Here is a 21,565-nt window from a genome sequence, read left to right on the forward strand (position 1 = left end):
GGACCGGGTCAGTCGGTGGGCAGCAGCGGGCCGAGCGGGCCGAGGTCGAGGTTGAGATCCTCGGGAGCCAGACCGAAGTACTCCCGGAGCTGGGTCATCTGCTCCTCCAGCGCCATCAGCGTGGCGCCGACCCGCTCGACCTGCTCCTCGGTCAGGTCGCCCAGGTCGACCCGGCGCAGCGCCTGCCGTTCCATGAGCTGCCGGAGCAGCTCGATCACGGTGAGCACCAGGCTGGCCAGCCCCCGCTCGACGGAGTCCTGGTCCACGGCGAGCCGGCGGTCCAGCGGACGGACCCGGGGCGCCGCCCACGCCGGCTCGCCCAGCGCCGCCGCCAGGTCGGCCGCCTCGTCGCGGCCGGTCACGGCGTGGCCTCCGGCTCGGGCGGGGCGAGCGCGCCGACCGAGGCGATGAGCGCGCGCAGCGAGATGCGGACCAGGTCGATGTCCGCGATGGCGAGGGTGATGTCCCCGGTGATCACCACACCGGTGGCGAGCACCCGGTCGAGCAGGTCGACCAGGGCCACCGGCCGGTAGGCCAGCGGGTCGTCGGCGCTGCTCGGCGCCAGCGCGGTCACGCCCATGCCGGCTCCGCCTCCGGTTCCGCCACGAAGGAGTAGGGCGGCCAGGGGCCGGTCAGCTCCAGCCGCAGCTCCGGATGCCGTTCGGCCAGCTCCCGCGCCAGCCCGGCGAAGCCGTCCCAGCGGTCCCGGTCGACCAGGTACGCGCCGTTGAGCACCATGGCCGTGGGCGCGCCGGAGAGCCGCCGGTCCTGCGGGGCGTGCCGGCGGGCGGCGACCGCGTACCCGGCGAGGGCGGTGTGCACGGCGGCGGCACCGTCGGCGGCGACGCGCTGCCCCTCCTCCCGGGCGGTGAGCTGGGCCCGGCGCCGCCGCAGGTACGCCGCGCCGGCCCCGCCCCCGCCGCCGGGTTCCTCGACCCGCGGGGTGGCGCCGGGCACCACGTACCCCTTGACGCCCAACTCCGCGCGGCCGTCGAGCCGGGCCAGCGTGCCGGCCAGCTCGTCGTGCCGCTCGACCAGCACCCGGGCCACCCGGTCGTCGTCACGGTGGACGGTGGCGAGCCGGGCGGGCACCACCGCGCCGGAACGGGACAGCGCGTCCACCACGGCGTGGTGCGCCCGGGCAGCGCGCTCCAGCCACGCCAGGTCCTCCAGGTTCCGGCGCAGCGCGGCCTCGCCGTACTCGCTGAGCGGGGCGTCGCTGACCACGGCGACCAGGCCGGCCGCGGCCACCGCCCGGACCGGGGTGCCGGCGATGCCGGGAAGCCCGGCGGGCGTGGCCGTCCCGGCGACCACGCCGTGCAGCCAGACCGCGGTCCCGGTGTCCCGGGCGGGGTCAGAGGTCGTGGTCATGCCAGCCCTCCCTCGGGTCCCGCTCGGCGCGGGCCGCCACCCGTGGCCGGCGGGACGCCTCGACCTCCTCCGGGTCGCGCGGGCCCGGCTCGACCGGCGGCCGCGCCCGGGAGCTGAGCCACGGGTCGTGCTCCCACCAGTCGATGCCGATCTGCCGCGCGGTGTCCACCGAGGCGATGACCAGCCGCAGCTTCAGCGTCAGCAGCTCGATGTCGAGCAGGCTGACCCGGATGTCACCGGCGATCACGATGCCCCGGTCGAGCACCCGTTCCAGGATGTCGCCGAGGTTCGCCGGCTCGTGGCCGGCCGGCAGCACCTGACCGGAGTTCTGCACGACCGACGGAGCCCGCCCAATGGTCATCTCAGTCCCCCTTGCCGCGCTGGTAACGGCGCGTCCGCCGGTAGCCGAGCAGGCTGCCGGTCATGTCCAGCTCGACCTCGTAGAGGCCGAGCAGGTCGGTCGACGCCGGGATGCGGTGGTCCTCGACCACCTCCACCCCGACCCGCCAGCCGTCGTCGGTGGGCTGGATGGAGGTGATCCCGAGCGGGTCCCGGCCGGTCAGCGCGACGATCTGACGCAGCCCCTCCCGGGCCGCCTCGGCCGCGCTGACCGCCTCCTCGTCGTCCTCGTCGAGATACCGCTCCTCGGCCCGGCCGCCCCGGTCCCGCCACCGCTCGCGGTCGCCGTCACCCCGGATCCGTGTCGTCATCGCCCTCCCTCTCGTCCGCGGCGCGGCTCGCCCCGGCGGCCGCCGGTCTCCCGCCGGGCGGGCGCCGGCCGCCGGGGCGCGCCGTTACGCCCCGGCGGGATCCGCCCGGAGCCGGCGGCCGGCCTGGTCAGCCGGTCCAGCACCTGCTGCTGCCCCCGGTCCCGCTCCTCCGGGGTGATGTCACCGGCCGCCGCCGCCCGGTCCAGCTCCTCCAGCTCGCGCCGGATGTTGACCGGGTTGTACTGCTGCGACTCCGCCTCCCGCGCCACCACCTTGACCAGCGCGGCGAGCCCGCGCACCGGCGCGTACGGCAGGGTCAGCAGCGTCCACAGGATGTCCACGGGTCACTCCACCAGCTGGTGCGCGCTGACGAAGTCGTACGGGGCCAGCGGGCCACGCAGCCGCATCCGGATCAGGTCGCGCCGCCGCTCGGCGAAGTCCTCCACGGCCCGGACGAACTCGTCCTCGGCGTCGCCCTCCACGAGGAAGGAGACGCGCACGGCGTCCAGCTCGTTGCTGGGCGGGAGGGGCGCGTCGGCCACCGCGTACCGGCCCACCGCGTCGATGAGGTCCCGGTTCTCGGCCTCCCGCCGCAGCTCCACCGCCTGACTGATCATCTCGCCGAGCCGGATCCGCTGCTCCCGGCTCTCGATCTCCGGCCGGCCCCGCACCTCGTCGGCGAGGGCACCGGCGGCGGCGTTCTCCGCCAGGAACCCGGCGATGAACTCCTGCTCGTCGAAGCGCCCGTGCACGGTGTACTGGAGCCGGTCCTCGAACTCGTCGAGGGCGGCGGCGAACCGGTCGTGGTGCGCGGCGAGCAGGTCCTCGACCGCGTCCTCGCCGGTCACCACCGTGCCGAACCGGACCGGCAGCACCGGTGCCACCACCGCCGTCCCGTCCAGCAGCCGCTCGTACGCGGTCAGGTCCGCCGGCCGGCCCAGTGGCTCCTCCAGCCCGACCTCGCTGACCAGCGCGGCCAGCTCACCGTGCCGGATGGCGGTCACCTCGCCGGGCGGGGAGCCGACCCCCTCGGCCTCGGGTGTCGGCTCCACGTCGGACGGCACGATGCCGTAGATGAACAGACCGTTCTCCTGGGCCATCTCAGCGCTCCTCGTCCCGGCGCCGCCGCGGCCGCTCCCGCTCCGGCTCGGAGCCGCGGTCCCGGAGCGAGTCGGCCACCGCGCCGCTGATCTCCTGGGCCGCCTTGCCGAGCCCGGAGACCGCCCGACCCTTGGTGGCCGCGCCGGCCGCGTCACCGACCAGGTCCGGCAGGCCCTTCTGGTCCTTCGGCACGATGCTCAGCCGGTCGACCGCCTCGGCGAACCGGAGGTACGTCTCGACGCTCGCGATCACCACGCGAGCGTTGATCTCCAGGAGCTGGATGCCGACCACGGCGACCGACACCTGCGCGTCGATCACGACGCCCTTGTCGAGCACGGTCTCCACGACGTCGGCGAGGGTGCCTCCGCCGCCGCCGGTGCGTTCCAGGGCGCTGCCCGACTGTCCCGTCGTGGTGGACACGGTCATTCCTCACGCTCCTCCCGCCGGCGGCGCACCACCGGCCGTCGTGGTGTTTCGGGAGCCCGCCGGACGGGGCGTGGCCGCTCGGGTCGCGCCTCCCGCTCCTCGCGCGGCTGGGGGCGGCGCGCCCGCTCGGGGGCGCGGCGGCGCGGCGGCTCCTCCTCCTCGGGTTCCTCGGCGTACTCGTCGTCGTCGAAGTCGTCGCCCTCGTCGTAGTCGGCGTACTCCTCCTCGTACCGGCTGGGACGGCGGCGCGGCGGTGACGGCCGGCGGCGGCCGACGGGCCGGCCCTCCTCCTCCGCCTCCTCCTCGGGCTCCTCCTCGGGCTCCTCGGCGCGGCCCCGCTGCTCACCGCGGCCCGGCCGTTCCCCGCGACCCCGCCGCTCCTCGCCCTCCCGCTCCTGGCGGGCCTCCTGCTCCTCGCGGAGCGCGGTCTCGTGGTCCTTGACCACCTGGGAGTCCTCGATCTCACCGCGCCAGCCCTCGACCGAGTCGGGGTCGAGCACGGTCCGGGTCATGACGTGCCGGACGAAGTGCTTCAGCTCCAGCCGGACCCGGCGGCCCTGGGCGCGCCACAGGTTGCCGGTGTGCTCGAAGAGACCCTGCGGGTGGTACTCCAGCACCACCAGGATCCTGGTCAGCTCGGGACCGACCTCGTGGAAGCTGACCGTGCCGTCGACGGAGCCCTTCTCGCCCTTGGACCGCCAGTGGATGAGCCGGTCCGGGATCTGCCGGACGATCGTCGACTCCCACGTCCGGTGCGACCAGAAGACCTGCGCCTTCCAGGTCATCTTCTCGTCGGAGTCGCAGTCGGCCTGCTCGACCTTCTTCATGAAGCTCGGGAAGTCGCCGAACTGCGTCCACTGGTTGTACGCGACCCGGACCGGCACGCCGACCTCGATGGTCTCGACGATGTTGGTGACCTTGAGCTTCTTGCCCCCGCCCTTGCCGCCCTTGCCACCACCGAACGCCGACATCAACTTCTCCTTACCGCCGGCCAGGCCGGCCTGGAACATGGCCTTGACCGGGGAGTGGCCCTCGGCGAGCTTCTGCGCGCCGGTGGCGGCGGCGACGAGGCCGGGGCCACCGCCCTGCTTGGCGTACTCGCTGAGCCGCCCGGTGGCGCCGGTGATCCGCTCGGTGACCGCGTGCATGGCACGCTCGCCGATGGCCGAGGCGAGGTTGCGCAGCTCGCCACCGATCTGGTCCCGGGCCCGGTCCGTGAGGTTGCCGGTTGCCATGGTCACCGCCCCCGCTGCCGTCGCGCGACGGCCGGGCGCCCGCCCCGGTCGGTCTCGTCCCCGGCCGCGGGCTGCTCGTCGAGTTCCTCCTCGTCGTCGGCGGCCGAGCGCTGGTCGTCCGCCGATCGCTCGTCGCCCGCCGGCCCCTCGTCCGGCCGGCCACCGGCCGTCTTCCGGCGCAGCGCGTCGGCGCCGCCGCGCAGCTTGCCGCTGATCGCGTCGATTCCGCTGCCCGCGGCCGCGGTCGCGGCGGCCCGGCCGGCGGTGGCCAGCGGGGCACCGAGCTTGCTGAGGCCACCGAGCTGGGGGTTCGCGTTCATCAGGTCCGTGCCGAGCTGCTTCAGCCCGCCCGGCCGCTGGCTGGCCCTTCCGGCCGCCACGGCGGCGGCCAGGGTGAGGGCCGCCCGCATCTTCTTCCGGCGCCCGAGGAGGTAGCCGAAGCCCACCGCCAGCGCCACCCGTGCTCCGCTCTTCATCAGTTCTCCTTCGCTCCCCGGTGGAAGCGGACACCTCATGCGTGGAGCAGGCCCGGGAAGCAGCTACCGGGGATCAGCGGGAAAGGGCCTGCGACCGGCGTCCCGTATCAGCGGACCCGGCGGGCAGTACCCGTAACCCCATACGCAAAACATTTCCCCGGAATTGCCGGGGCGCGTGCCGACGCACAATTGGATAGGCGGCTCAGGAGCGGAAGAGGAGGCGCAAAGCGGTCAGAGGAGCCCAGCAGAGCAGGGAGAAGTCGAAGCTTCGCGGGGAGGCGGGTGAAAAACTAATGGGTCGGCAGGGCGGAATCGAGACACATTTCCGCGCGGAGCTTCCCGTCCTTCTCGCGCAATTCGGCGCCACATTTCCGAAGGACCGAGACGGCGCCGTGGTTGTCCGGTGTCGTCTCGGCCACGACGGTGCGCATGCCGGCCGCCGCCGCGGCGTGGAGCAGTTCCCGCAGGGCCGCCGCGCCGAGCCCCTGGCCGCGCGCCGAGCGGCCCAGCCACATCCCGGTCTCCACCGTCCCCGGCTCGCCGCAGCGCGTCATCCGCACCATGCCGACGACCTCGCCGCCGGCCACGATCGCGTACATCTGGGTGCGGGTGGGGCCGTCCAGCCCGCCGAAGCTCGCCCGGTGGAACTCGCGGAAGGCCTCCCGGCGGGCCAGCGACCACCCGGCCGGGGCCTCGACCGGGGGCATGACGTCTTCCGGCTCCGCCTCGGCAGCCGCTACGGAGAGCAACGGCTCCAGGTTTCGCTCGTCCACCGGCTCCAGCCGTACCGCACCCATCACGAGCCGGAGTCTGCCGGTCGTACCGGCCCAAGTCCACCCCTTTGGACTCGGACTGCCGGTCCGGCGGAGGGGGTCGGCCGGTCGTACCCCCGGGGTGTTCCGCCTCACGCTGCGTTGTCAGCCGACCGGCCCGTTTCGACCGTGAGGGTGCTCACCCCGCCGGAGCGAACTCGCAGAGCACCACCGAGGCGTCGTCGGTGCGCTTGCGCCGGCGCAACCGGTCGGGATGGTCCCGCTCGGCCGCCCGGACCCGGTCGATCAGCCCCTCCGGGCCCTCACCCGCCGTCACGTCGAGCAGGCCGGCCCAGTCGAAGAGGCCGAACTGGTCGACCGCGCAGGAGGCGCCGTCGCTGAGCAGCACGGCCCGTCGCAGCGCTCCCGGCCCGCGCAGCGGCAGCGTGCCGGTCACCGCGTGGTACGCCGCGTCCGGGTCGCTGGCCGCCGCCCAGTAGCCGTGCGTCCGGTTCATCCGGGTCCGCTGCACGGTCACCGCCCGGCGGAACCGGGTCGCCGCGTCGACGTCCCCGTCCGGGAGGGCGGCGGCGGTCCGGCGCAGGTCCGCCAGCGCCGCGTCCAGCCGGTCGTCGGAGACCACCTCGATCCGGTCCCCGGTGTCGAGCACGAGCGGGCTGTCGCAGAGGACCAGGTAGTCCACCTGGTCGCCGCCCTCGCGCAGGAGGCAGACGGTCGAGGACGGGGTGCCCGGGTGGTCCAGGTCGCACTCCCCGCCGTGGTCCGCCCGCACGGCGAGGATCGCCGCCGCCAGGCTGTTCATCAGCGTCGCCGCGGGGCGGGCCGCGACGGCCAGGCCGATCCGGGCGGCCAGGTGCCGGACGTACCACGCCGGGCCGTGCACGCAGCCGGTGTCGAAGCCCTCCGGCACGGTCGCCCCGTCGAGGAGGCCGACCAGCGGGCCGATCCGGAAGACCAGGTCCTCGTTCTCCAGCCGGCCGGGGGCCGGATCGGAGGCGGAGCGTACCCGCATCATCGGCGCCGTCCCGACCGGCCGGGCCGGCCGGCTGCCGATCGCGTACCGGCGGTCTGGTGCCCCCATCCGTCTGCTCCCTCCGTCGCCGCCCGCCGCCTACCCGGAGCGCCGGGGCCCATGCCGGCGCGGGCCGACCCGAGGGTGTGCGGGCGGTTCAGCGCCGCCGGTTCCGGGCCCGGGAGGAGCGCAGCCGGCGCAGCCGGCCGACCAGCACCGGCTCGGCGGCGAGCGCGGCGGGCCGGTCGAGCAGCGCGTTGAGCAGTTGGTAGTAGCGGGTCGCGGAGAGCCCGAAGGTGTCCCGGATGGCCTGTTCCTTGGCGCCCGCGTACTTCCACCACTGCTGCTCGAAGGCGAGGATCTGCCGCTCCCGCTCGGTGAGCCCGTCGGCCTCGCCGGGCGCCTCCGGGGCGGGAGCCGGATCCGCCGGCCCGTCGTCCGGCGGCGCGGCCTCGACCGCGGGGGCGGAGCGGGGTGGCGGGACGGTGACGCCGGCCTCCCGGCGCGCGACGTCGGTGGTCCCGGTCGGCTCGGGCCGGTCGTCGGTGACGGCCCGCTCCGTGGCGTCGGCGGGCATGGCGCTCCTCAGCGGGACGGGGCGACCGGCGCGACGACGCCGGCCGGGGGACCCCAGCCTAACCAGGGTCCGCCCGGCCCGCATCGGACGCTAGGTCCGGTCAGGCGATGTCCCGCCGGCGCATCGACCAGAACGCGCCGATCAGCACCGCGGCGGCGCCCACCCCGAACACCAGCGCCGACTGCTGCCACGTGACCACCAGCTTGGCCGGTTCGCACGCGCCCTTGGCGAACTGGCAGGTGTCGTAGTCGAAGAGCTCCGCCTGTTTCATGAACCACGACTGGGCGTACGTCGAGAGGACGTACCGGTCGCCGAACGGGACGGAGAGCACGTTCACCGCGATCCGGATCCCGATCTCGCTGATCGCGAAGATCGCCACGGCTGCGCCGAGCGCCATCGCGGTGTGCCGCCCCAGCGAGGCCAGCGCGAAGGCCACCGCACCGACGAGCAGGATGAGCCCGACCGCGCGCAGGCCGTCGAGGCCGATGGACTGCCACACCCCGGCGGTCACCTTGGCGGTGGTCCCCCGGTAGCGGCCGATGAGCCAGAAGGCGACCGTCCAGAAGGCACCGAGCACCAGGCTCACCCCGAGCACGGTGGTGAGCAGCGCGGCCAGCTTGGTGCCCAGCACGGCGAGCCGTTTCGGTCGCCAGAGCAGCAGGTTCATCATCCCGCCGGTGCTCCACTCGGCGCCCACGTACGAGGCGCCGACGATGAACGCGAAGAGCGCCACCGCCCCGGCGAAGACCGCGATGAACGTGGGGAACTCGGCCCGGAAGTCGAACTGGTAGGGCAGGTTCCACTTCGGGTCGAACATCTCCGGCTGCGGCTGCCAGTCCCGGCCGCAGTTCGGGCCGTACCGCTCGTCGGTGTCCTGGTCGCCGCGGGCCTTGGCGGCGTCGCAGTCGGAGACGGTCCGCTTCCAGTCCGCCACGGCCCGCTGGTACTGGGCCTCGGACTCGGCCTGGGCGGCCGCCACCGTCTCCTTGGAGAGCTGGTGGCTGGAGAAGCTGAAGGCGGTGGCCACCGTGGCCAGCCCGAGCAGCAGCAGGACCAGCAGCAGCCGGGTGATCCGCCGCTTGCTGAGCCGGCGCAGTTCGGTCACGTAGAGGCTCATGCGCCCCAACCTCCTCCGGTGACGCCGCTGCCCGGCTCACCGACCTTCGTGGACTGGTCGACCTGCCGGTGCTGGCCGGGGACCGGCGCGGTGGCGGTCAGTTCGAGGAAGACGCTCTCCAGGTCCACCGCGACGGGGGTCAGCTCGCTGACGTAGAGGCCCTGCTCGGCCAGGACGCGGCTGACCGAGGCCGGCTTGTCGACGCCGGACAGCATGAGGTGGTCGGGCTCGGCGGCGACGCGGATCCCGGCCCGGGTCAGCGTCTCGGCCGCCTGCGGCAGGTCGGTCACCGCCTCCAGGCGGACCCGCACCGCGCCCTGCGAGTGCGCGGCGAGCACCTCGTCGACCGGCCCGAACGCGACCCGCCGGCCCAGCGAGATGATGGTGACCGAGTCGCAGATGAGCTGGATCTCGCCGAGGATGTGGCTGGAGAGCACCACGGTCATCCCGGCACCGGCGAGGTCGCGCATGAGCCCGCGCATCTCCCGGATGCCGCCCGGGTCGAGGCCGTTGGCCGGCTCGTCCAGGATCAGCAGCTTCGGGTTCTTCAGCAGCGCGGAGGCGACGGCGAGGCGCTGCTTCATGCCGAGCGAGTAGGTCTTCACCCGCTCACCGGCCCGGTCGCGCAGCCCGACCAGCTCCAGCACCTCGTCGACCCGCTGCCGGGGCAGCTCACCGGCCTGGGCGAGCAGCCCGAGCGTGTCCCGGGCGGAGAAGTGCGGGAAGAACTGCGGGCTCTCCACGATGGCACCGACCTGGCCGGCGACCGCGGGCAGCGCCTGCGGCACCTCCTGGCCGAGGATGGCCATCCGGCCGCCGTTGGGCCGGATCAGGCCGAGCAGCGTGCGCAGTGTGGTGGTCTTGCCCGAGCCGTTGGGGCCGAGGAAGCCGTGCACCTGGCCGGCCTCGACCCGCATGTCGAAGCCGTCGAGCGCGTGGCGGACCCCGCGTTTCCGGCTCCGGTACGTCTTGCGGAGACCTTCGATCTCCAGGACAGCCGACAAGCTGACCTCCCCCGATAAGTAGGTGTCAGCTCGACACCATACGCGGTATGCAGCCGGAGACAATACCCGGTATGCATCGGGGTTTTCCCGGATATGGGTCAGGCGCGCCGGAGACTCCGGTCAGGCGCAGACGACGTGCACGCCCGCGTCGCGGAACGCCTGCACCACGGCGGGGGACGCACCCGAGTCGGTCACCAGCGTCTCCACCCGGTCCACCGGGCAGATCCGGGCGAACGCGTGTCCGCCCAGCTTGGACGAGTCGGCGATGACCACGACCCGCTTGGCCCGGGCCACCATGAGGCTGTTCATGGCCGCCTCGCCCTCGTGGTGGGCGGCCGCGCCGAGCTGCGGGTCGATGGCGTCCACGCCGAGCAGCGCCACATCCAGGGTGACCTCGCGCAGCAGCGCCCCGCCCAGCGGGCCGACCAGCTCGAACGACTTGGGCCGCACCACGCCGCCGGCCACCACCACCTTCATCCGCGAACGCACCAGCAGCTCGTTGGCGATGTTCAGGGCGTTGGTGACCACGGTGAGCTGGGCGCCCTCGGCGCTGGTGTTGAGGTCGGGCCGGACGGCCAGGGCCCGGGCCACCTCCGTGCTGGTCGTGCCGCCGTTCAGACCGACCACCGTGCCCGGGGAGACCAGCGCGGCGGCGGCCGCGCCGATCCGCTGCTTCTCGGCCGAGTGCTTGGCCGTCTTGTACCGCAGCGGCAGGTCGTAGGAGACGCCGTTCGCGACGGCGCCACCCCGGGTCCGCGTGATCATCTGCTGCTGGGCGAGCTGGTCGAAGTCCCGCCGGATGGTGGCCTGGGAGACGTCCAGGCGCCCGGCCGCCTCCTCGACGCTGACCCGGCCGCTGTCGGTCAGCATCTCGAGCAGCGCGTTCCATCGGGCGTAGCGGTCCACGCGGGGCCTCCACTGACTCTGCACGAACGGTGATTGATTGCGTGCACAGTAGTGCGCGAAACTGGCGAGGCGCAAAACCCTGTCCTGCGCGATGTGGGAGGCGGTTGCCACGGCCGACCGGAATCGCGCAGAATGACGCGCGAAAGATGGCCATATCGCGCCGTATTGCGCAAGGTCTCCCCCTGGGCGAGGAGTGGTGATGGCGTACGTGCACGCGGAGATCGCGAGCCAGCCCGACTGCTGGCGGGAGGCGGCGCGACTCGCGCCGACCGTCGCCGACCGCCTGCCGCGCCCCGGCGAGCGGGTCGCCGTCGTCGGGTGCGGCACGTCGTGGTTCATGGCGGCCGCGTACGCCGGCCTGCGCGAGGGCGCCGGCCAGGGTGAGACCGACGCCTTCCAGGCCAGCGAGTTCCCCACCGGCCGCCGCTACGACCGGGTCATCGCGATCACCCGCTCCGGCACCACCACCGAGGTGCTCGACCTGCTCACCGCGCTGCGGGGGCAGCTGCCCACCACGGTCCTGGTCGGCGACCCGGCCTCGCCGGCCGTCGAGCTGGCCGACGCGGCGGTGCCCCTGCCCTTCGCCGACGAGCGCTCGGTGGTGCAGACCCGCTTCGCCACCACCGCGCTCGCGCTGCTCCGCGCCCACCTCGGCGAGGACCTGGGCCGGCTCGCCGCCGACGCCGAGGTGGCCGTCCGGGCTCCGCTGCCGATCGACCCGGCCACCATCGCGCAGGTGACCTTCCTCGGCCGCGGCTGGACGGTCGGGCTGGCCCAGGAGGCCGCGCTGAAGTGCCGGGAGGCGGCCACCTTCTGGGCCGAGGCGTACCCGGCCATGGACTACCGGCACGGCCCCATCTCGATCGCCGCCCCCGGGCGGCTGGTCTGGGCGTTCGGCGGCATCCCGGAGGGCCTGCCCGAGGACGTCGCCGCGACCGGCGCCACCTTCGTGCACAGCCGCACGCACGGCTGCCACACCGTGCTGACGAGTTGGGCGGCCGGCCGCAACCCGGTCGACCCGATGGCCGACCTGATCCTCGCCCAGCGCTTCGCCGTCGCCCTCGCCACCAGCCGGGGCCTCGACCCAGACGCGCCCCGGCACCTGACCCGGTCCGTGGTGCTGGCGTGAGCGCGAGGAGTGAGCCGGGTTTGCGAGCCCCGCAGTCGCGAACAAAGGTGGCGCCGTGAGCGCGAGGAGTGAGCCGGGTTTGCGAGCCCCGCAGTCGCGAACACAGGAGACACGGTGACCCCAGGCGGCGAGGTCGTCGTCGCACTTGACGTGGGCGGCACCGGAATGAAGTGCGCGCTGGTCCGCGCGGACGGCACGACCGCACACGCCGAACGGCACGCCACCGACGCGGCGCGCGGCCCGGAGGCGGTGGTCGGCACGATCCTCGACGTGGCCGAGGGGCTCGCCGGCAAGGCCCGCGCCGACGGCCTCACCCCGGTGGCGTGCGGCATCGCCGTGCCCGGGGTGGTCGACGAGGCCCGCGGGGTGGCGGTCTGGTCGGCGAACGTGGGCTTCCGGGACGTACCCCTGCGGGAGCTGGCGCGGACCCGGCTCGGCCTGCCCACGGCGCTCGGCCACGACGTGCGGGTGGGTGGCCTGGCCGAGGCCCGGCTCGGCGCCGGGCGGGACGCCGGCCACGTGCTCTTCGTCGCCATCGGCACCGGCATCGCCGCCGCCCACGTGGTCGACGGGTCGGCCGCCGTCGGCGCGCACGGCGCCGCCGGGGAGATCGGCCACATCCTGGTACGCCCCGACGGCCCGCGCTGCGGCTGCGGCCGCCCCGGCTGCCTGGAGGCGGTGTCGTCGGCCTCGGCGATCGGCCGCCGGTACGCCGAGCTGGCCGGCACCCCGGCCACCGCCGCCGAGGTGGCCGACCGGGCGGCGGCCGGTGAGCCGCTGGCCGGTCGGGTCTGGCGGGAGGCGGTCGAGGCGCTCGCCGACGGCCTGGCCACCGGTCAGGCGCTTTTCGACGTGGCGACCATCGTGATCGGCGGCGGGCTGGCCCAGGCCGGCCCGCGACTGTTCGACCCGCTGCGCACGGCGCTGCGCGAGCGCCTCACCTTCCACCGCGAGCCGCGCCTGGTCGCGGCGGCGCTCGGCGACGAGGCCGGCTGCCTCGGCGCCGCCCTGCTGGCCCTGGACACCCTGGCGAAGGAGAGCCGATGACCCTGCGCGTGACCGGCAAGGTGGTGACCCCGAACGGCGTGATCCGGCAGGGTTGCGTGGAGATCGCCGACGACCGGATCCGGGCCGTCGCCGAGTACCCGACGGTGCGCGACGGGCACTGGATCGTGCCGGGCTTCGTGGACATGCACACCCACGGCGGGGGCGGGCACACCTTCACCACGGGCGACGCGGAGTCGGCCCGGCAGGCCGCCGACTTCCATCTCGGGCACGGCACCACCACGCTGCTGGCCAGCCTGGTCAGCTCCCCGTTCCCGCTGATGCGCGACGCCACCGCCGCCTACCGGCCGCTGGTCGAGTCCGGGGTGCTGGCCGGCGTCCACTTCGAGGGCCCCTACCTGTCGGCGACCCGGTGCGGGGCGCAGAACCCGGAGTTCCTCCGGGACCCGTCCGCCGAGGAGCTGGCCGAGCTGATCGAGCTGGGCGGCGGCGCGGTCCGGATGGTCACCCTGGCCCCCGAGCGCGACGGCGCGCTGGAGGCGATCAAGCTGCTGGTCGGGCGGGGCGTGGTGGCGGCCGTCGGGCACACCGACGCCACCTGGGAGCAGACCCGGGCGGCCGTGGCGGCCGGCGCGAGCGTCGGCACCCACCTGTTCAACGGGATGCGGCCGGTGCACCACCGCGAGCCGGGCCCGGTGGTGGCCCTGCTGGACGCCCCGAACGTGGTCTGCGAGCTGGTCGCCGACGGGGTGCACCTGCACGACGGCATGCTCGGCTTCGCCAGCTCGGTGGCGGGGCCGGAGCGGGCCGCCCTGATCACCGACGCGATGGCCGCCGCGGGCATGCCCGACGGCGAGTACGAGCTGGGCGGCCAGGCCGTCACGGTGGCCGACGGGGTGGCCCGGCTCAGCCGGGACGGCGCGATCGCCGGCAGCACGCTGACCATGGATGCCGCGCTCCGGCACGCCGTCGCCGCCGGGATCGCCCTGCCGGACGCCTGCCGGATGGTCGCCACCACGCCGGCCCGGGCCATCGGGCTGGGCGACCGGGTGGGCGCGCTCCAGGCCGGCCTGCGGGCCGACCTGGTCGTCCTCGACGACGACCTCAACGTGGTCCGGGTGATGCGCGCCGGCGCCTGGGTGGAGTGACTCCGCCCGGCGCGTAGCCACGGGATCGCCCGGGCCGACCACCGATCAGCCCCGGTTGAGCAGGGCCACGCCCAGCGGGGTGAGCGTGTGGTGGACCGCGTTGCGGTCGCGGGCGCTGGTGACCAGGCCCGAGGAGCGCAGCACGGCCAGGTGCCTGCTCGCCGACGGGACGCTGATGTCGAGCCGGTGGGCGACCTCCGAGGTGGTCCCCCCTTCGGCGGCCAGCACGAGGATGGCGGCCCGGGTGCCGCCCAGCAGAGCCGACAGGGATCCGGCCGCGGCCGCCGTCGACACCACGCGGGCGTGCGGATGGATGGGGTAGACCAGCACCGGCGGCAGCAGCGGATCGGCGAGCACCATCGGCTTCTCGTGCCGCTTGAAATAGCAGGGCACGAGCAGCAGCCCCCGTCCGTCCAGGTGGAGGTCGCGCTCGGCGATGTAGTTGGTGATCGTCAGGACACTGCCGTCGAACCTGGCGGTCGGGTGCAGGTCGTTGAGCAACGCCGACAGGCCCTGATTCAGCAGCCGTCGGGACCGCAACGCCCGATCGGCGTCGAACGCGGAGTGGATCGCGTTCCAGAGGGGCAGGATCGCGAGCCGGTGGTAGAGCTGAAGGCCCGCCCCGAGCTGGCGCAGAGCGGTCACGTCGCCCGCCGCCAGGTCCGCGACGGCCGGCGGTCGCCGGGCCCCCGTCGACCGGAGCGTTGCCAGGTCGGCCGCGAGTCTGACCTTGGGCGTGCGCAGCAGGGCGTCCAGTCCCGGCTCGAACCCGCCGGTGGCCTCGATGGGGGTGAGGAAGTCCGGAAAGTAGCCCGTGGGCGGATTGATCGACAGCGGCAACGCCACCTCGGCCCGGTGACCGTGGCCCTGCTGCAGCAACCCGAACGTCCGGCGCCGCCAACCGGCCAGCAGCGGATCCGGGCACCGGGCCCGCAGCCAGTGCATGCTGAGCATGCTCTCCCACAGCGGGTCAGGCGCGCGGGCGATCCGGGTGCTGGCGAGGTCGGCCGCGGTGAAGTGGATCCGAAGCATGACGGTCCCCGGGTCGGCTGGGCGTGCGTACAGTCTGGCGATCGTCCAGCCGTCGCGGATCCGCCGACCGGATCATGACGGCCGACGCCGGTCCGGCGCCGTCGGACCAGGGTGTTTTCCGCAGCGGGCAAAGACATTGCGGCCCGTGATCGGCCACCACCAGGATCGACGGCTATGAAAACCCTGCTGCGCACCACAGTGGCCGGAGGCGTGTTCCTCGCCGTCCTGGCCCTGCTGGCGCCGACCGCCTACGCGGCGCTGCCCACCCTGAAGTCGGGCGACTATCTCCAGCGGCGATACCTGGAGAACCAACCACCGGGAACCGGGAACCGCTTGGTGAAGAACTCCAGCGGCCAGGTCATCGGCTCGTACGAGCTGTGGGCCGAGGTCTCCACCCCGCGCATCATGCACGTGACCAACCTCTGCGTCCACGACGAACTCGCCAACGGCCGCGGCGTCGTTCTCCGGCTGATGGTCAAGTACGGCAGCAACTCCAGCAAGGATCTCGGCTACTTCAAGGACCGCGCCGACTGCTACTACGGCGTCCAGGTCACCGCGCCCTCCGACATCTGGGCCCTCGATGTCGACCAGGGCGAGGCCTGGTCCGGCACTTCCTACCAGTACACCGGGAACTACCACCGCTTCGGCCTCTGGACGCCCGACACCGACCTCTGGCCATCATTCGACTGAGCTGAACCGAAACGGGGGGATGCAACACCGCTCGACCCTGTCGCAGCAGCGGTCGACCGTGTTGCACCTGCGGTGGGGTCACCTCGTCGAAGGCGGGTGACCTACCGCCGGTGGCTCGGACGGCCTAACCGGCGGTGGGCACCTCGACGCCGAGCACCGCCTGCTCGTCCGGGCGGTGCACCAGCACGTCGGCCAGGTAGGACTGCACCGCCTGGCGCATCCCGACGTCCCGGCCGGCCCGCTCGGAGAGCAGCCACTTGTGCTCGATGATCTGGGCGAACAGCTCCTGCGGCTCCAGCTTGCGGCGCAGGTGCGCGGGCACCGCCCGGACCACCGGCTCGAACACCTCGGTCAGCCAGCGGTGCGCGGCCTGCTGCTCGTCGGTCAGGTCGCTCTCCACCCGGTACGCGTCCAGGTCGTTGAGGAGCTTGCGGGCCTGGTTCTCCTCGGCGTCGAGGCCGGTGAGCCGGAGCAGCCGCCGGGTGTGGTAGCCGGCGTCGACCACCTTGGGCCGGACCAGGTAGCGCCCGTTGTCGACGGTCGACATGGCCACCTCGGCGACGTCGAAGCCCAGTTCGTTGAGGCGGCGGATCCGGCCCTCGATGTCGTGCCGGGCCTCCCGCTCGATCTGCTGCTCGTAGGTGATCTCGTGCCAGAGCCGCTCGTAGCGCTGCACGACCTGCTCGCAGACCTCCTCCGGGTCGATCGACTCGTGCAGCAGGCCGGCGGCCTGGAGGTCCAGCGCCTCACCGAAGATGTTGACCCGGGCGATCTCCAGGTCCTCGCCCCGCTGCCCGTTCGAGAGCGAGGGGTGCAGCGCGCCGGTCTCCGCGTCGACCAGGTAGGCGGCGAAGGCGCCCGCGTCCCGCCGGAACAACGTGTTGGACAGCGAGCAGTCGCCCCAGAAGAAACCGGTCAGGTGCATCCGGACCAGCAGCACCGCCAGCGCGTCGAGCAGCCGGTTCATGGTCTCCGGCCGCAGCGTGCGGGAGAACAGCGCCCGGTAGGGCAGGGAGAACTGGAGGTGCCGGGTGATCAGCACGGGGTCGAGCGGTTCGCCGTCGTCGGTCTGCCGGTCGGCCACGATCGCGATCGCCTCCACCGACGGGAAGTCGATCCGTTCCAGCGCGCGCAGCAGGTCGTACTCCCGTTCGGCGACCCGCTCGCCGGTCTCCTTGACCGCGTAGACGTAGCCGCCGAGCCGGACGAAGCGCACGATGTGGCGCGAGATGCCCTGGGGCAGCGCCACCAGGTGTTCGGCAGGCCACTCCTCCAGCGGGGTCGACCAGGGAAGGTCGAGCAGCGCCGGGTCGACGAGGGCCGAGGTGATCCGCACGGGGACAAGTGTGACCGGTGACCCCCCGGGAGCGCTTCCCTTCGTGGTTGGGCCCACAGCCGCCGATGCCCGCGCCGGTCCGGCGCCGCGGGCGACCGGTAGCGTGGTCGCGTGCGGGAGACAACCGGGGTACGCCGGCAGCCGCGCCTGCGGCCCGTCCGGCCGGCCGGCTGGCGGTGGGACGCGCTGCTGGTCGCCGCCCTGGTGGCGCTCACCGTGGCGCTGGCCGAGGGGCACCTCTTCGGGCTCGACCGGGCCGTCGCCGACTGGTCCGCCGCGCACCGGCCGACCGCCGCACGGTGGGCCGCCATGGGGCTCAACCTCCTCGGCCAGGGCACCCCGCTGACCCTGCTCGCGGCCGGGGTCGGCGTGCTCCTGGCGGTCCGGCTCCGCTCGGTCCGCCCGGTGCTGCCGCCGGTGGCCGCCTTCGTGCTCACGTACCTGACCATCGGGCCGTTGAAGGTGTGGACGGCGCGGCCCGCGCCGAGCGCCAGCGTGAAGGAGCCGTTCCTGGCGCCCGACCAGACCCTGCCGCTGTTCCAGCAGGACCTGCCGGTGCGCTTCGCCCAGTCCTACCCGTCCGGGCACGTGGCCAACGCGATCGTCTGGTACGGCGTGCTCGCCCTGCTCCTGGCCCCGCTGCTGCGCACCTTCGGCCGGACCGTCCCGCCCCGGCTGGTCACCGTGGTCCGGGTGGTGCCGCCGCTGGTGGTCTTCTGCACCACCATCTACCTGGGCTGGCACTGGCTGACCGACTCGGTCGCCGGGCTCGTGCTCGGCCTGCTGCTGGACCGGCTGCTGCGCCGGGTGCCCTGGGACGACCTGCCGTTGCCCGGCCCGCTGCGCCACCGGGACCGGCCGTTCACCTCCACCGCCTAGCCTGCGCCCGTGGCTGAACTGGCGCGCCGGCTGGGCGTACGCGACGCGGTCGTCATCGGGCTGGGTTCGATGCTCGGGGCGGGCGTCTTCGTGGTCTTCGCACCCGCCGCGGCGGCGGCCGGGGGCGCCGGCCTGCTGGCCGCGCTGGCCCTGGCGGGCCTCATCGCCTTCTGCAACGCGACCAGCTCGGCCCGGCTCGCCGCCCGCTACCCGGAGTCCGGCGGCACCTACGTCTACGGGCGGGAGCGGCTGCACCCGTTCGCCGGGTTCCTCGCCGGCTGGGGTTTCGTGATCGGCAAGACGGCGAGCTGCGCGGCCATGGCGCTGACCATCGGGGCGTACCTCTGGCCGGAGCGGGCGCGGCTCGTGGCCGTCCTCGCGGTGGTGGCGGTGACCGCCGTGAACCTGCGCGGGGTGGGCAGGACCGCGACGGCCACCCGGGTGCTGGTCGGCCTGGTCCTCGCCGTCCTCGCCGTGGTGGCGGTGACCGGCGCGCCGCACGTCGCGCCCGACCGGCTGGCCGGTTTCGCCGACCTCGGCGTCCGGGGCGTGCTCACGGCCGCCGGCCTGCTCTTCTTCGCCTTCGCCGGGTACGCCCGGATCGCCACCCTCGGCGAGGAGGTCCGCGACCCGGAACGCACCATCCCGCGCGCCGTGCCGCTGGCGCTCGGCGTGGTGCTGGCCGTCTACCTGGTGCTGGCCGTGGTGGCCCTCGGGGTGCTGGGCCAGCGGCGGCTGGCCGCCTCCACCGCGCCGCTGGCCGAGGTGGTCACCGCGGCCGGGTTGCCCGGCCTGGCCTGGCTGGTCCGGGCCGGGGCGACCGTGGCGGTGACCGGGGTGCTGCTCTCCCTGCTCGCCGGGGTGGGCCGGACCACGCTGGCGATGGCCCGCCGCCGGGACCTGCCGGGCGCGCTCGCCGCCGTGCACCCGAGGTACCGGGTGCCGCACCGCGCCGAGCTGGCGGTGGCCGCCGTGGTGGTCGTCGTGGTGTCCCTGGCCGACGTGCGGGGCGCGATCGGCTTCTCCAGCTGCACGGTGCTGGTCTACTACGCGATCGCCAACGCCTCGGCGCTCACCCTCGGCCGGGATCCGGCCCGGAAGCTGCCGGTGCAGCTGCTCGCCGCGCTGGGGCTGGTCGGCTGCCTGCTGCTCGCGGTCAACCTGCCGCCGGCCAGCACGGTCGCCGGCTTCGGCGTGCTCGCCCTCGGCGCCGCCTGGTACGCCCTCCGCCACGCCACCCGCGCGGCCTGAATCGGGTCAGTCGTCCGGTTGGCGGGCGGCCGGCGCGCCCGCCGGCGCGGGCGGCGGCACCGGGGTGGTCTCCCGGAGCAGGGCGGTCAGCCCGGCCCGCCGGGCCACCACGGTCAGCCGGTCGCCGGCGTGGATCACCATCCGCGGGTCGGTCGACCACTCCGTCTTCTGCCCGGCCCGGGTGTGTGCCAGCAGGCGCACCTCGCCGGGGCGGGCCACCGCGGCGAGCGGCCGGCCGTCAAGCGGGGAGCCGGCCACCACCGGCACCTCGGTGACCAGCAGCGCGTGCCGGTCGACCGGGATGGTGGCGATCACCGCGCGGTCCAGCATGGCCGCCGCGAACGCCGGAGCGGCCAGGTACGACACGCTGCGCGAGATGCCGATGCCGAACGCCTGCTGGATCCGCTCGGCGAAGTCGCCGTCGAAGAGGCGCAGCACCACCCGCAGCTCGGGGTCGAGGGAGCGGGCGTTGAGCGCGGCACGGAGGTTGACCCCGTCGTCGGTGGAGACGACCACGAGCGCCTGACTGGTGTCGACGGAGGCGGCGCGCAGGGTTTCCTCCTGGCCGGCGTCCCCGACGATCAGCGGCACGCCGAGCCGGTGCGCCAGGGGTGCGCCGCGCGCGTCCGGGTTCTTGTCGATGGCCACCACCTCGACGCCGAAGTCCTGCAGCTGGGCCATCACCCGGGTGCCGATGTTGCCCAGCCCGACCACCACCACGTGCCCGGAGCGGTCGGGCTGGATCCGGCCGGCGTGCAGGGCGAGCCGGGCGTTGACGATGCCGTCGACCACGGCCGCCGTGATCAGCGGGATCAGCGCCAGCCCGGCCAGGTTGAGCACCACCTGCATGATCTGGGCGGCCAGGGGTTTGTTCACGTCCGGGTCCTGCCCGCTGAGGGTGGTGACAAGCGTCAGGTAGAGCGCCTCGGACCAGGTCACGTCGGCCGCCCGGGCGTTGAGCCAGCCGAGCACGGCGATCACCGCCAGCAGCACCAGCACGGCCAGGCCGATCTTGCGGGTGGCGAAGCTGCGGAGCGCGCGGAGCAGCACCACGACCGGCTGCCGGCGACGGCGGGCCCGGACCAGCCGGCGGGCGGCCAGCTCGGTGCCGGGCGGCCGGCCGGTCGCCTCGGCCAGCACCACGTCGGCGGAGTCCTCGTCGGCGGGCAGCACCCGGACCAGCTCCGGGTCGCCGGTGACGGCCAGCCCGCTGACCACGTCCTGCGGGCGCACGTCGGCGCGGCGGGCCACGTAGAGGGTGCGGCCGGCGTGCCGGAAGTGGGTGGGGGCCAGCTCGCCGAGGGCGGCGGCCACGAACGCCGGGGCGGAGATCGACGCGTCGGAGAGCACCGCCGAGTCGGGGAAGAGCTGACGCACGCCGTTGGCCAGGCTGGTGTTGAACATCCGGACCACCAGGCGCAGCCGGGGTTCGACCTCCTGGGCGCAGAGCGCGGCGTGCATGTTGCCCACGTCGTCCTGGTGCAGCAGGGCCAGCCCGTCCGCCCCGGCCAGCCCGGCCCGGCGGAAGGCGGCCTCGTCGAGCCGGTCCGCCCGCACGACCTGGACGCCCGGGATGTCCCGCCCGTCCGGCCCCTCGGAGCGGCGCCGCTCGGGCACGACCAGGGTCACCCGGACCCGGCCGGCGGGCGGGTCGGTGGCGAGCAGCGACCGGACCACCCAGTAGGCCAGCGGGTCCGAGCCGCAGACCACGTAGTGCGGGCGGGCGTCGCCGTTCATCTTGAGCCGCCATCCGGTCGCCCGGCGCGCCCGGTCGCGGAGGGGCTCGGCCATGCCCGGATCGTAGTCAGTCGCTCGCAGCGCGCGCAGCCCCCTCGATCATGAACGCATGCCGCCCGCCAGTACGGGTAGAGCACCGGCATGCAGACGTTCCTGCCGTATCCGGACTTCCTGGCCAGCGCCCGGACGCTGGACCAGAAGCGGCTGGGCAAGCAGCGGGTGGAGACCATCCAGGTGCTGCGCGGGCTGACCCGGCCGGACTACGGCTGGCGCAACCACCCGGCGGTGAAGATGTGGGCCGGGTACGAGGAGGCGCTGACCCGGTACGGCCTGGACATGTGCGCCGTGTGGTGCGAGCCGGGACGGGCGGACACCTGCGCGGCCACCATGGCCACCGACCTCGCCACCGCCTGCGGCATCGCGCTCGTCCGCACCCAGCCCGAGCTGGCCGAGGCCGGCGAGCTGCCGCCCTGGCTGGGCCGGGAGGACCTGCACCGCAGCCACCGGTCGTCGCTGCTGCGCAAGGACCCGGCGCACTACGGCCCGCAGTTCGGCGACGTCCCGCCCGACCTGGAGTACGTCTGGCCCGCCTCGGACCGGCCGCGCCGCTGTCTGCTGCCGCCGGCGGCGTGAGCCGGCAGACTGGGGGC

Annotated in this window: 26 protein-coding genes; 7 read left to right on the plus strand and 19 right to left on the minus strand. The window is 74.4% G+C overall.

Features of this window, described 5'->3' with window-relative positions; all coding sequences use genetic code 11:
• Positions 1 to 8: 8 nt before the first annotated feature.
• The 16 genes from ACZ6PY_RS12730 to ACZ6PY_RS12805 form a co-directional block, all read right to left on the minus strand.
• Positions 9 to 362, minus strand: coding sequence for a gas vesicle protein K (locus tag ACZ6PY_RS12730; protein WP_466071675.1), 354 nt, complete (start codon positions 360 to 362; stop codon positions 9 to 11).
• Positions 359 to 580 carry a gas vesicle protein gene (locus ACZ6PY_RS12735; protein ID WP_466071677.1) on the minus strand — a complete coding sequence of 74 codons (222 nt, stop codon included), beginning with the start codon at positions 578 to 580 and terminating at the stop codon, positions 359 to 361. Before ACZ6PY_RS12735 ends, ACZ6PY_RS12730 begins: the two co-directional genes overlap by 4 nt.
• The gene (locus ACZ6PY_RS12740) at positions 571 to 1,371 is read right to left on the minus strand and encodes a GvpL/GvpF family gas vesicle protein (RefSeq protein WP_466071679.1); all 801 of its coding nucleotides are present in this window, start codon (positions 1,369 to 1,371) and stop codon (positions 571 to 573) included. Before ACZ6PY_RS12740 ends, ACZ6PY_RS12735 begins: the two co-directional genes overlap by 10 nt.
• Positions 1,355 to 1,732 carry a gas vesicle protein gene (locus ACZ6PY_RS12745; protein WP_091267322.1) on the minus strand — a complete coding sequence of 126 codons (378 nt, stop codon included), beginning with the start codon at positions 1,730 to 1,732 and terminating at the stop codon, positions 1,355 to 1,357. The genes ACZ6PY_RS12740 and ACZ6PY_RS12745 overlap by 17 nt, the downstream gene beginning before the upstream one ends.
• 1 nt (position 1,733) lies before the next feature.
• Positions 1,734 to 2,081 (minus strand): gas vesicle protein GvpO, encoded by a 348-nt coding sequence (locus tag ACZ6PY_RS12750; protein WP_466071681.1) that lies wholly within the window; start codon positions 2,079 to 2,081, stop codon positions 1,734 to 1,736.
• Positions 2,078 to 2,422 carry a gas vesicle protein GvpG gene (locus ACZ6PY_RS12755; RefSeq protein WP_466071683.1) on the minus strand — a complete coding sequence of 115 codons (345 nt, stop codon included), beginning with the start codon at positions 2,420 to 2,422 and terminating at the stop codon, positions 2,078 to 2,080. Before ACZ6PY_RS12755 ends, ACZ6PY_RS12750 begins: the two co-directional genes overlap by 4 nt.
• Before the next feature lie 3 nt (positions 2,423 to 2,425).
• A complete protein-coding gene (locus ACZ6PY_RS12760) occupies positions 2,426 to 3,181 on the minus strand; it encodes a GvpL/GvpF family gas vesicle protein (protein ID WP_466071685.1) in 756 nt (251 codons plus the stop codon).
• Between the two features lies 1 nt (position 3,182).
• A complete protein-coding gene (gene gvpJ, locus ACZ6PY_RS12765) occupies positions 3,183 to 3,602 on the minus strand; it encodes a gas vesicle protein GvpJ (RefSeq protein WP_466071687.1) in 420 nt (139 codons plus the stop codon).
• Between the two features lie 2 nt (positions 3,603 to 3,604).
• Positions 3,605 to 4,843 (minus strand): SRPBCC family protein, encoded by a 1,239-nt coding sequence (locus ACZ6PY_RS12770; RefSeq protein WP_466071689.1) that lies wholly within the window; start codon positions 4,841 to 4,843, stop codon positions 3,605 to 3,607.
• A 2-nt stretch (positions 4,844 to 4,845) separates the two neighbouring features.
• Complete coding sequence (locus tag ACZ6PY_RS12775) at positions 4,846 to 5,319, minus strand: hypothetical protein (RefSeq protein WP_466071691.1); 474 nt, start codon at positions 5,317 to 5,319, stop codon at positions 4,846 to 4,848.
• A 290-nt stretch (positions 5,320 to 5,609) separates the two neighbouring features.
• Positions 5,610 to 6,119, minus strand: coding sequence for a GNAT family N-acetyltransferase (locus ACZ6PY_RS12780; RefSeq protein WP_466071693.1), 510 nt, complete (start codon positions 6,117 to 6,119; stop codon positions 5,610 to 5,612).
• 151 nt (positions 6,120 to 6,270) lie between these two features.
• On the minus strand, positions 6,271 to 7,173 hold the full coding sequence (locus ACZ6PY_RS12785; protein ID WP_466071695.1) for a hypothetical protein: 903 nt from the start codon (positions 7,171 to 7,173) through the stop codon (positions 6,271 to 6,273).
• An 88-nt stretch (positions 7,174 to 7,261) separates the two neighbouring features.
• Entirely contained in the window at positions 7,262 to 7,681 is a 420-nt protein-coding gene (locus tag ACZ6PY_RS12790; RefSeq protein ID WP_466071697.1) for a DUF3263 domain-containing protein, read from the minus strand.
• A gap of 100 nt (positions 7,682 to 7,781) precedes the next feature.
• Entirely contained in the window at positions 7,782 to 8,798 is a 1,017-nt protein-coding gene (locus ACZ6PY_RS12795; RefSeq protein ID WP_466071699.1) for an ABC transporter permease subunit, read from the minus strand.
• Positions 8,795 to 9,802: an ATP-binding cassette domain-containing protein gene (locus tag ACZ6PY_RS12800; protein ID WP_466071701.1), complete on the minus strand. Its 1,008-nt coding sequence runs from the start codon at positions 9,800 to 9,802 to the stop codon at positions 8,795 to 8,797. The genes ACZ6PY_RS12795 and ACZ6PY_RS12800 overlap by 4 nt, the downstream gene beginning before the upstream one ends.
• 120 nt (positions 9,803 to 9,922) lie before the next feature.
• Entirely contained in the window at positions 9,923 to 10,708 is a 786-nt protein-coding gene (locus ACZ6PY_RS12805) for a DeoR/GlpR family DNA-binding transcription regulator (protein WP_154228936.1), read from the minus strand.
• Positions 10,709 to 10,907: 199 nt separating this feature from the next.
• Between ACZ6PY_RS12805 and ACZ6PY_RS12810 the strand changes: the two genes are divergently transcribed.
• From ACZ6PY_RS12810 to nagA, 3 genes are all read left to right on the plus strand, one after another.
• A complete protein-coding gene (locus tag ACZ6PY_RS12810; RefSeq protein ID WP_466071703.1) occupies positions 10,908 to 11,837 on the plus strand; it encodes an SIS domain-containing protein in 930 nt (309 codons plus the stop codon).
• Positions 11,838 to 11,951: 114 nt separating this feature from the next.
• Positions 11,952 to 12,884, plus strand: coding sequence for an ROK family protein (locus ACZ6PY_RS12815; RefSeq protein ID WP_466071705.1), 933 nt, complete (start codon positions 11,952 to 11,954; stop codon positions 12,882 to 12,884).
• Positions 12,881 to 13,990 (plus strand): N-acetylglucosamine-6-phosphate deacetylase, encoded by a 1,110-nt coding sequence (nagA, locus tag ACZ6PY_RS12820; RefSeq protein WP_466071707.1) that lies wholly within the window; start codon positions 12,881 to 12,883, stop codon positions 13,988 to 13,990. The genes ACZ6PY_RS12815 and nagA overlap by 4 nt, the downstream gene beginning before the upstream one ends.
• A gap of 45 nt (positions 13,991 to 14,035) precedes the next feature.
• Here nagA and ACZ6PY_RS12825 read toward each other — a convergent pair whose 3' ends face one another.
• Positions 14,036 to 15,022, minus strand: coding sequence for an ArsR/SmtB family transcription factor (locus ACZ6PY_RS12825; protein WP_466071709.1), 987 nt, complete (start codon positions 15,020 to 15,022; stop codon positions 14,036 to 14,038).
• A gap of 174 nt (positions 15,023 to 15,196) precedes the next feature.
• On the opposite strand from ACZ6PY_RS12825, the gene ACZ6PY_RS12830 reads away from it, so the two are divergent.
• Positions 15,197 to 15,712, plus strand: a complete 516-nt coding sequence (locus tag ACZ6PY_RS12830; protein ID WP_466071711.1) for a hypothetical protein — start codon at positions 15,197 to 15,199, stop codon at positions 15,710 to 15,712.
• Between the two features lie 124 nt (positions 15,713 to 15,836).
• Here the strand turns inward: ACZ6PY_RS12830 and ACZ6PY_RS12835 are convergent, their stop codons facing one another.
• Complete coding sequence (locus tag ACZ6PY_RS12835) at positions 15,837 to 17,048, minus strand: DUF4032 domain-containing protein (protein ID WP_466071713.1); 1,212 nt, start codon at positions 17,046 to 17,048, stop codon at positions 15,837 to 15,839.
• Between the two features lie 111 nt (positions 17,049 to 17,159).
• Here ACZ6PY_RS12835 and ACZ6PY_RS12840 point away from each other — a divergent pair, with 111 nt between their 5' ends.
• On the plus strand, positions 17,160 to 17,927 hold the full coding sequence (locus ACZ6PY_RS12840) for a phosphatase PAP2 family protein (protein ID WP_466071715.1): 768 nt from the start codon (positions 17,160 to 17,162) through the stop codon (positions 17,925 to 17,927).
• Between the two features lie 9 nt (positions 17,928 to 17,936).
• Positions 17,937 to 19,178: an APC family permease gene (locus ACZ6PY_RS12845; RefSeq protein ID WP_466071716.1), complete on the plus strand. Its 1,242-nt coding sequence runs from the start codon at positions 17,937 to 17,939 to the stop codon at positions 19,176 to 19,178.
• Positions 19,179 to 19,184: 6 nt separating this feature from the next.
• Here the strand turns inward: ACZ6PY_RS12845 and ACZ6PY_RS12850 are convergent, their stop codons facing one another.
• The gene (locus ACZ6PY_RS12850) at positions 19,185 to 20,915 is read right to left on the minus strand and encodes a potassium channel family protein (protein WP_466072077.1); all 1,731 of its coding nucleotides are present in this window, start codon (positions 20,913 to 20,915) and stop codon (positions 19,185 to 19,187) included.
• A 141-nt stretch (positions 20,916 to 21,056) separates the two neighbouring features.
• Between ACZ6PY_RS12850 and ACZ6PY_RS12855 the strand changes: the two genes are divergently transcribed.
• The gene (locus ACZ6PY_RS12855) at positions 21,057 to 21,548 is read left to right on the plus strand and encodes an MSMEG_6728 family protein (RefSeq protein ID WP_466071717.1); all 492 of its coding nucleotides are present in this window, start codon (positions 21,057 to 21,059) and stop codon (positions 21,546 to 21,548) included.
• The last annotated feature ends 17 nt before the right edge of the window (positions 21,549 to 21,565 follow it).

It is taken from the genome of Micromonospora sp. NPDC048907 (assembly GCF_055586885.1).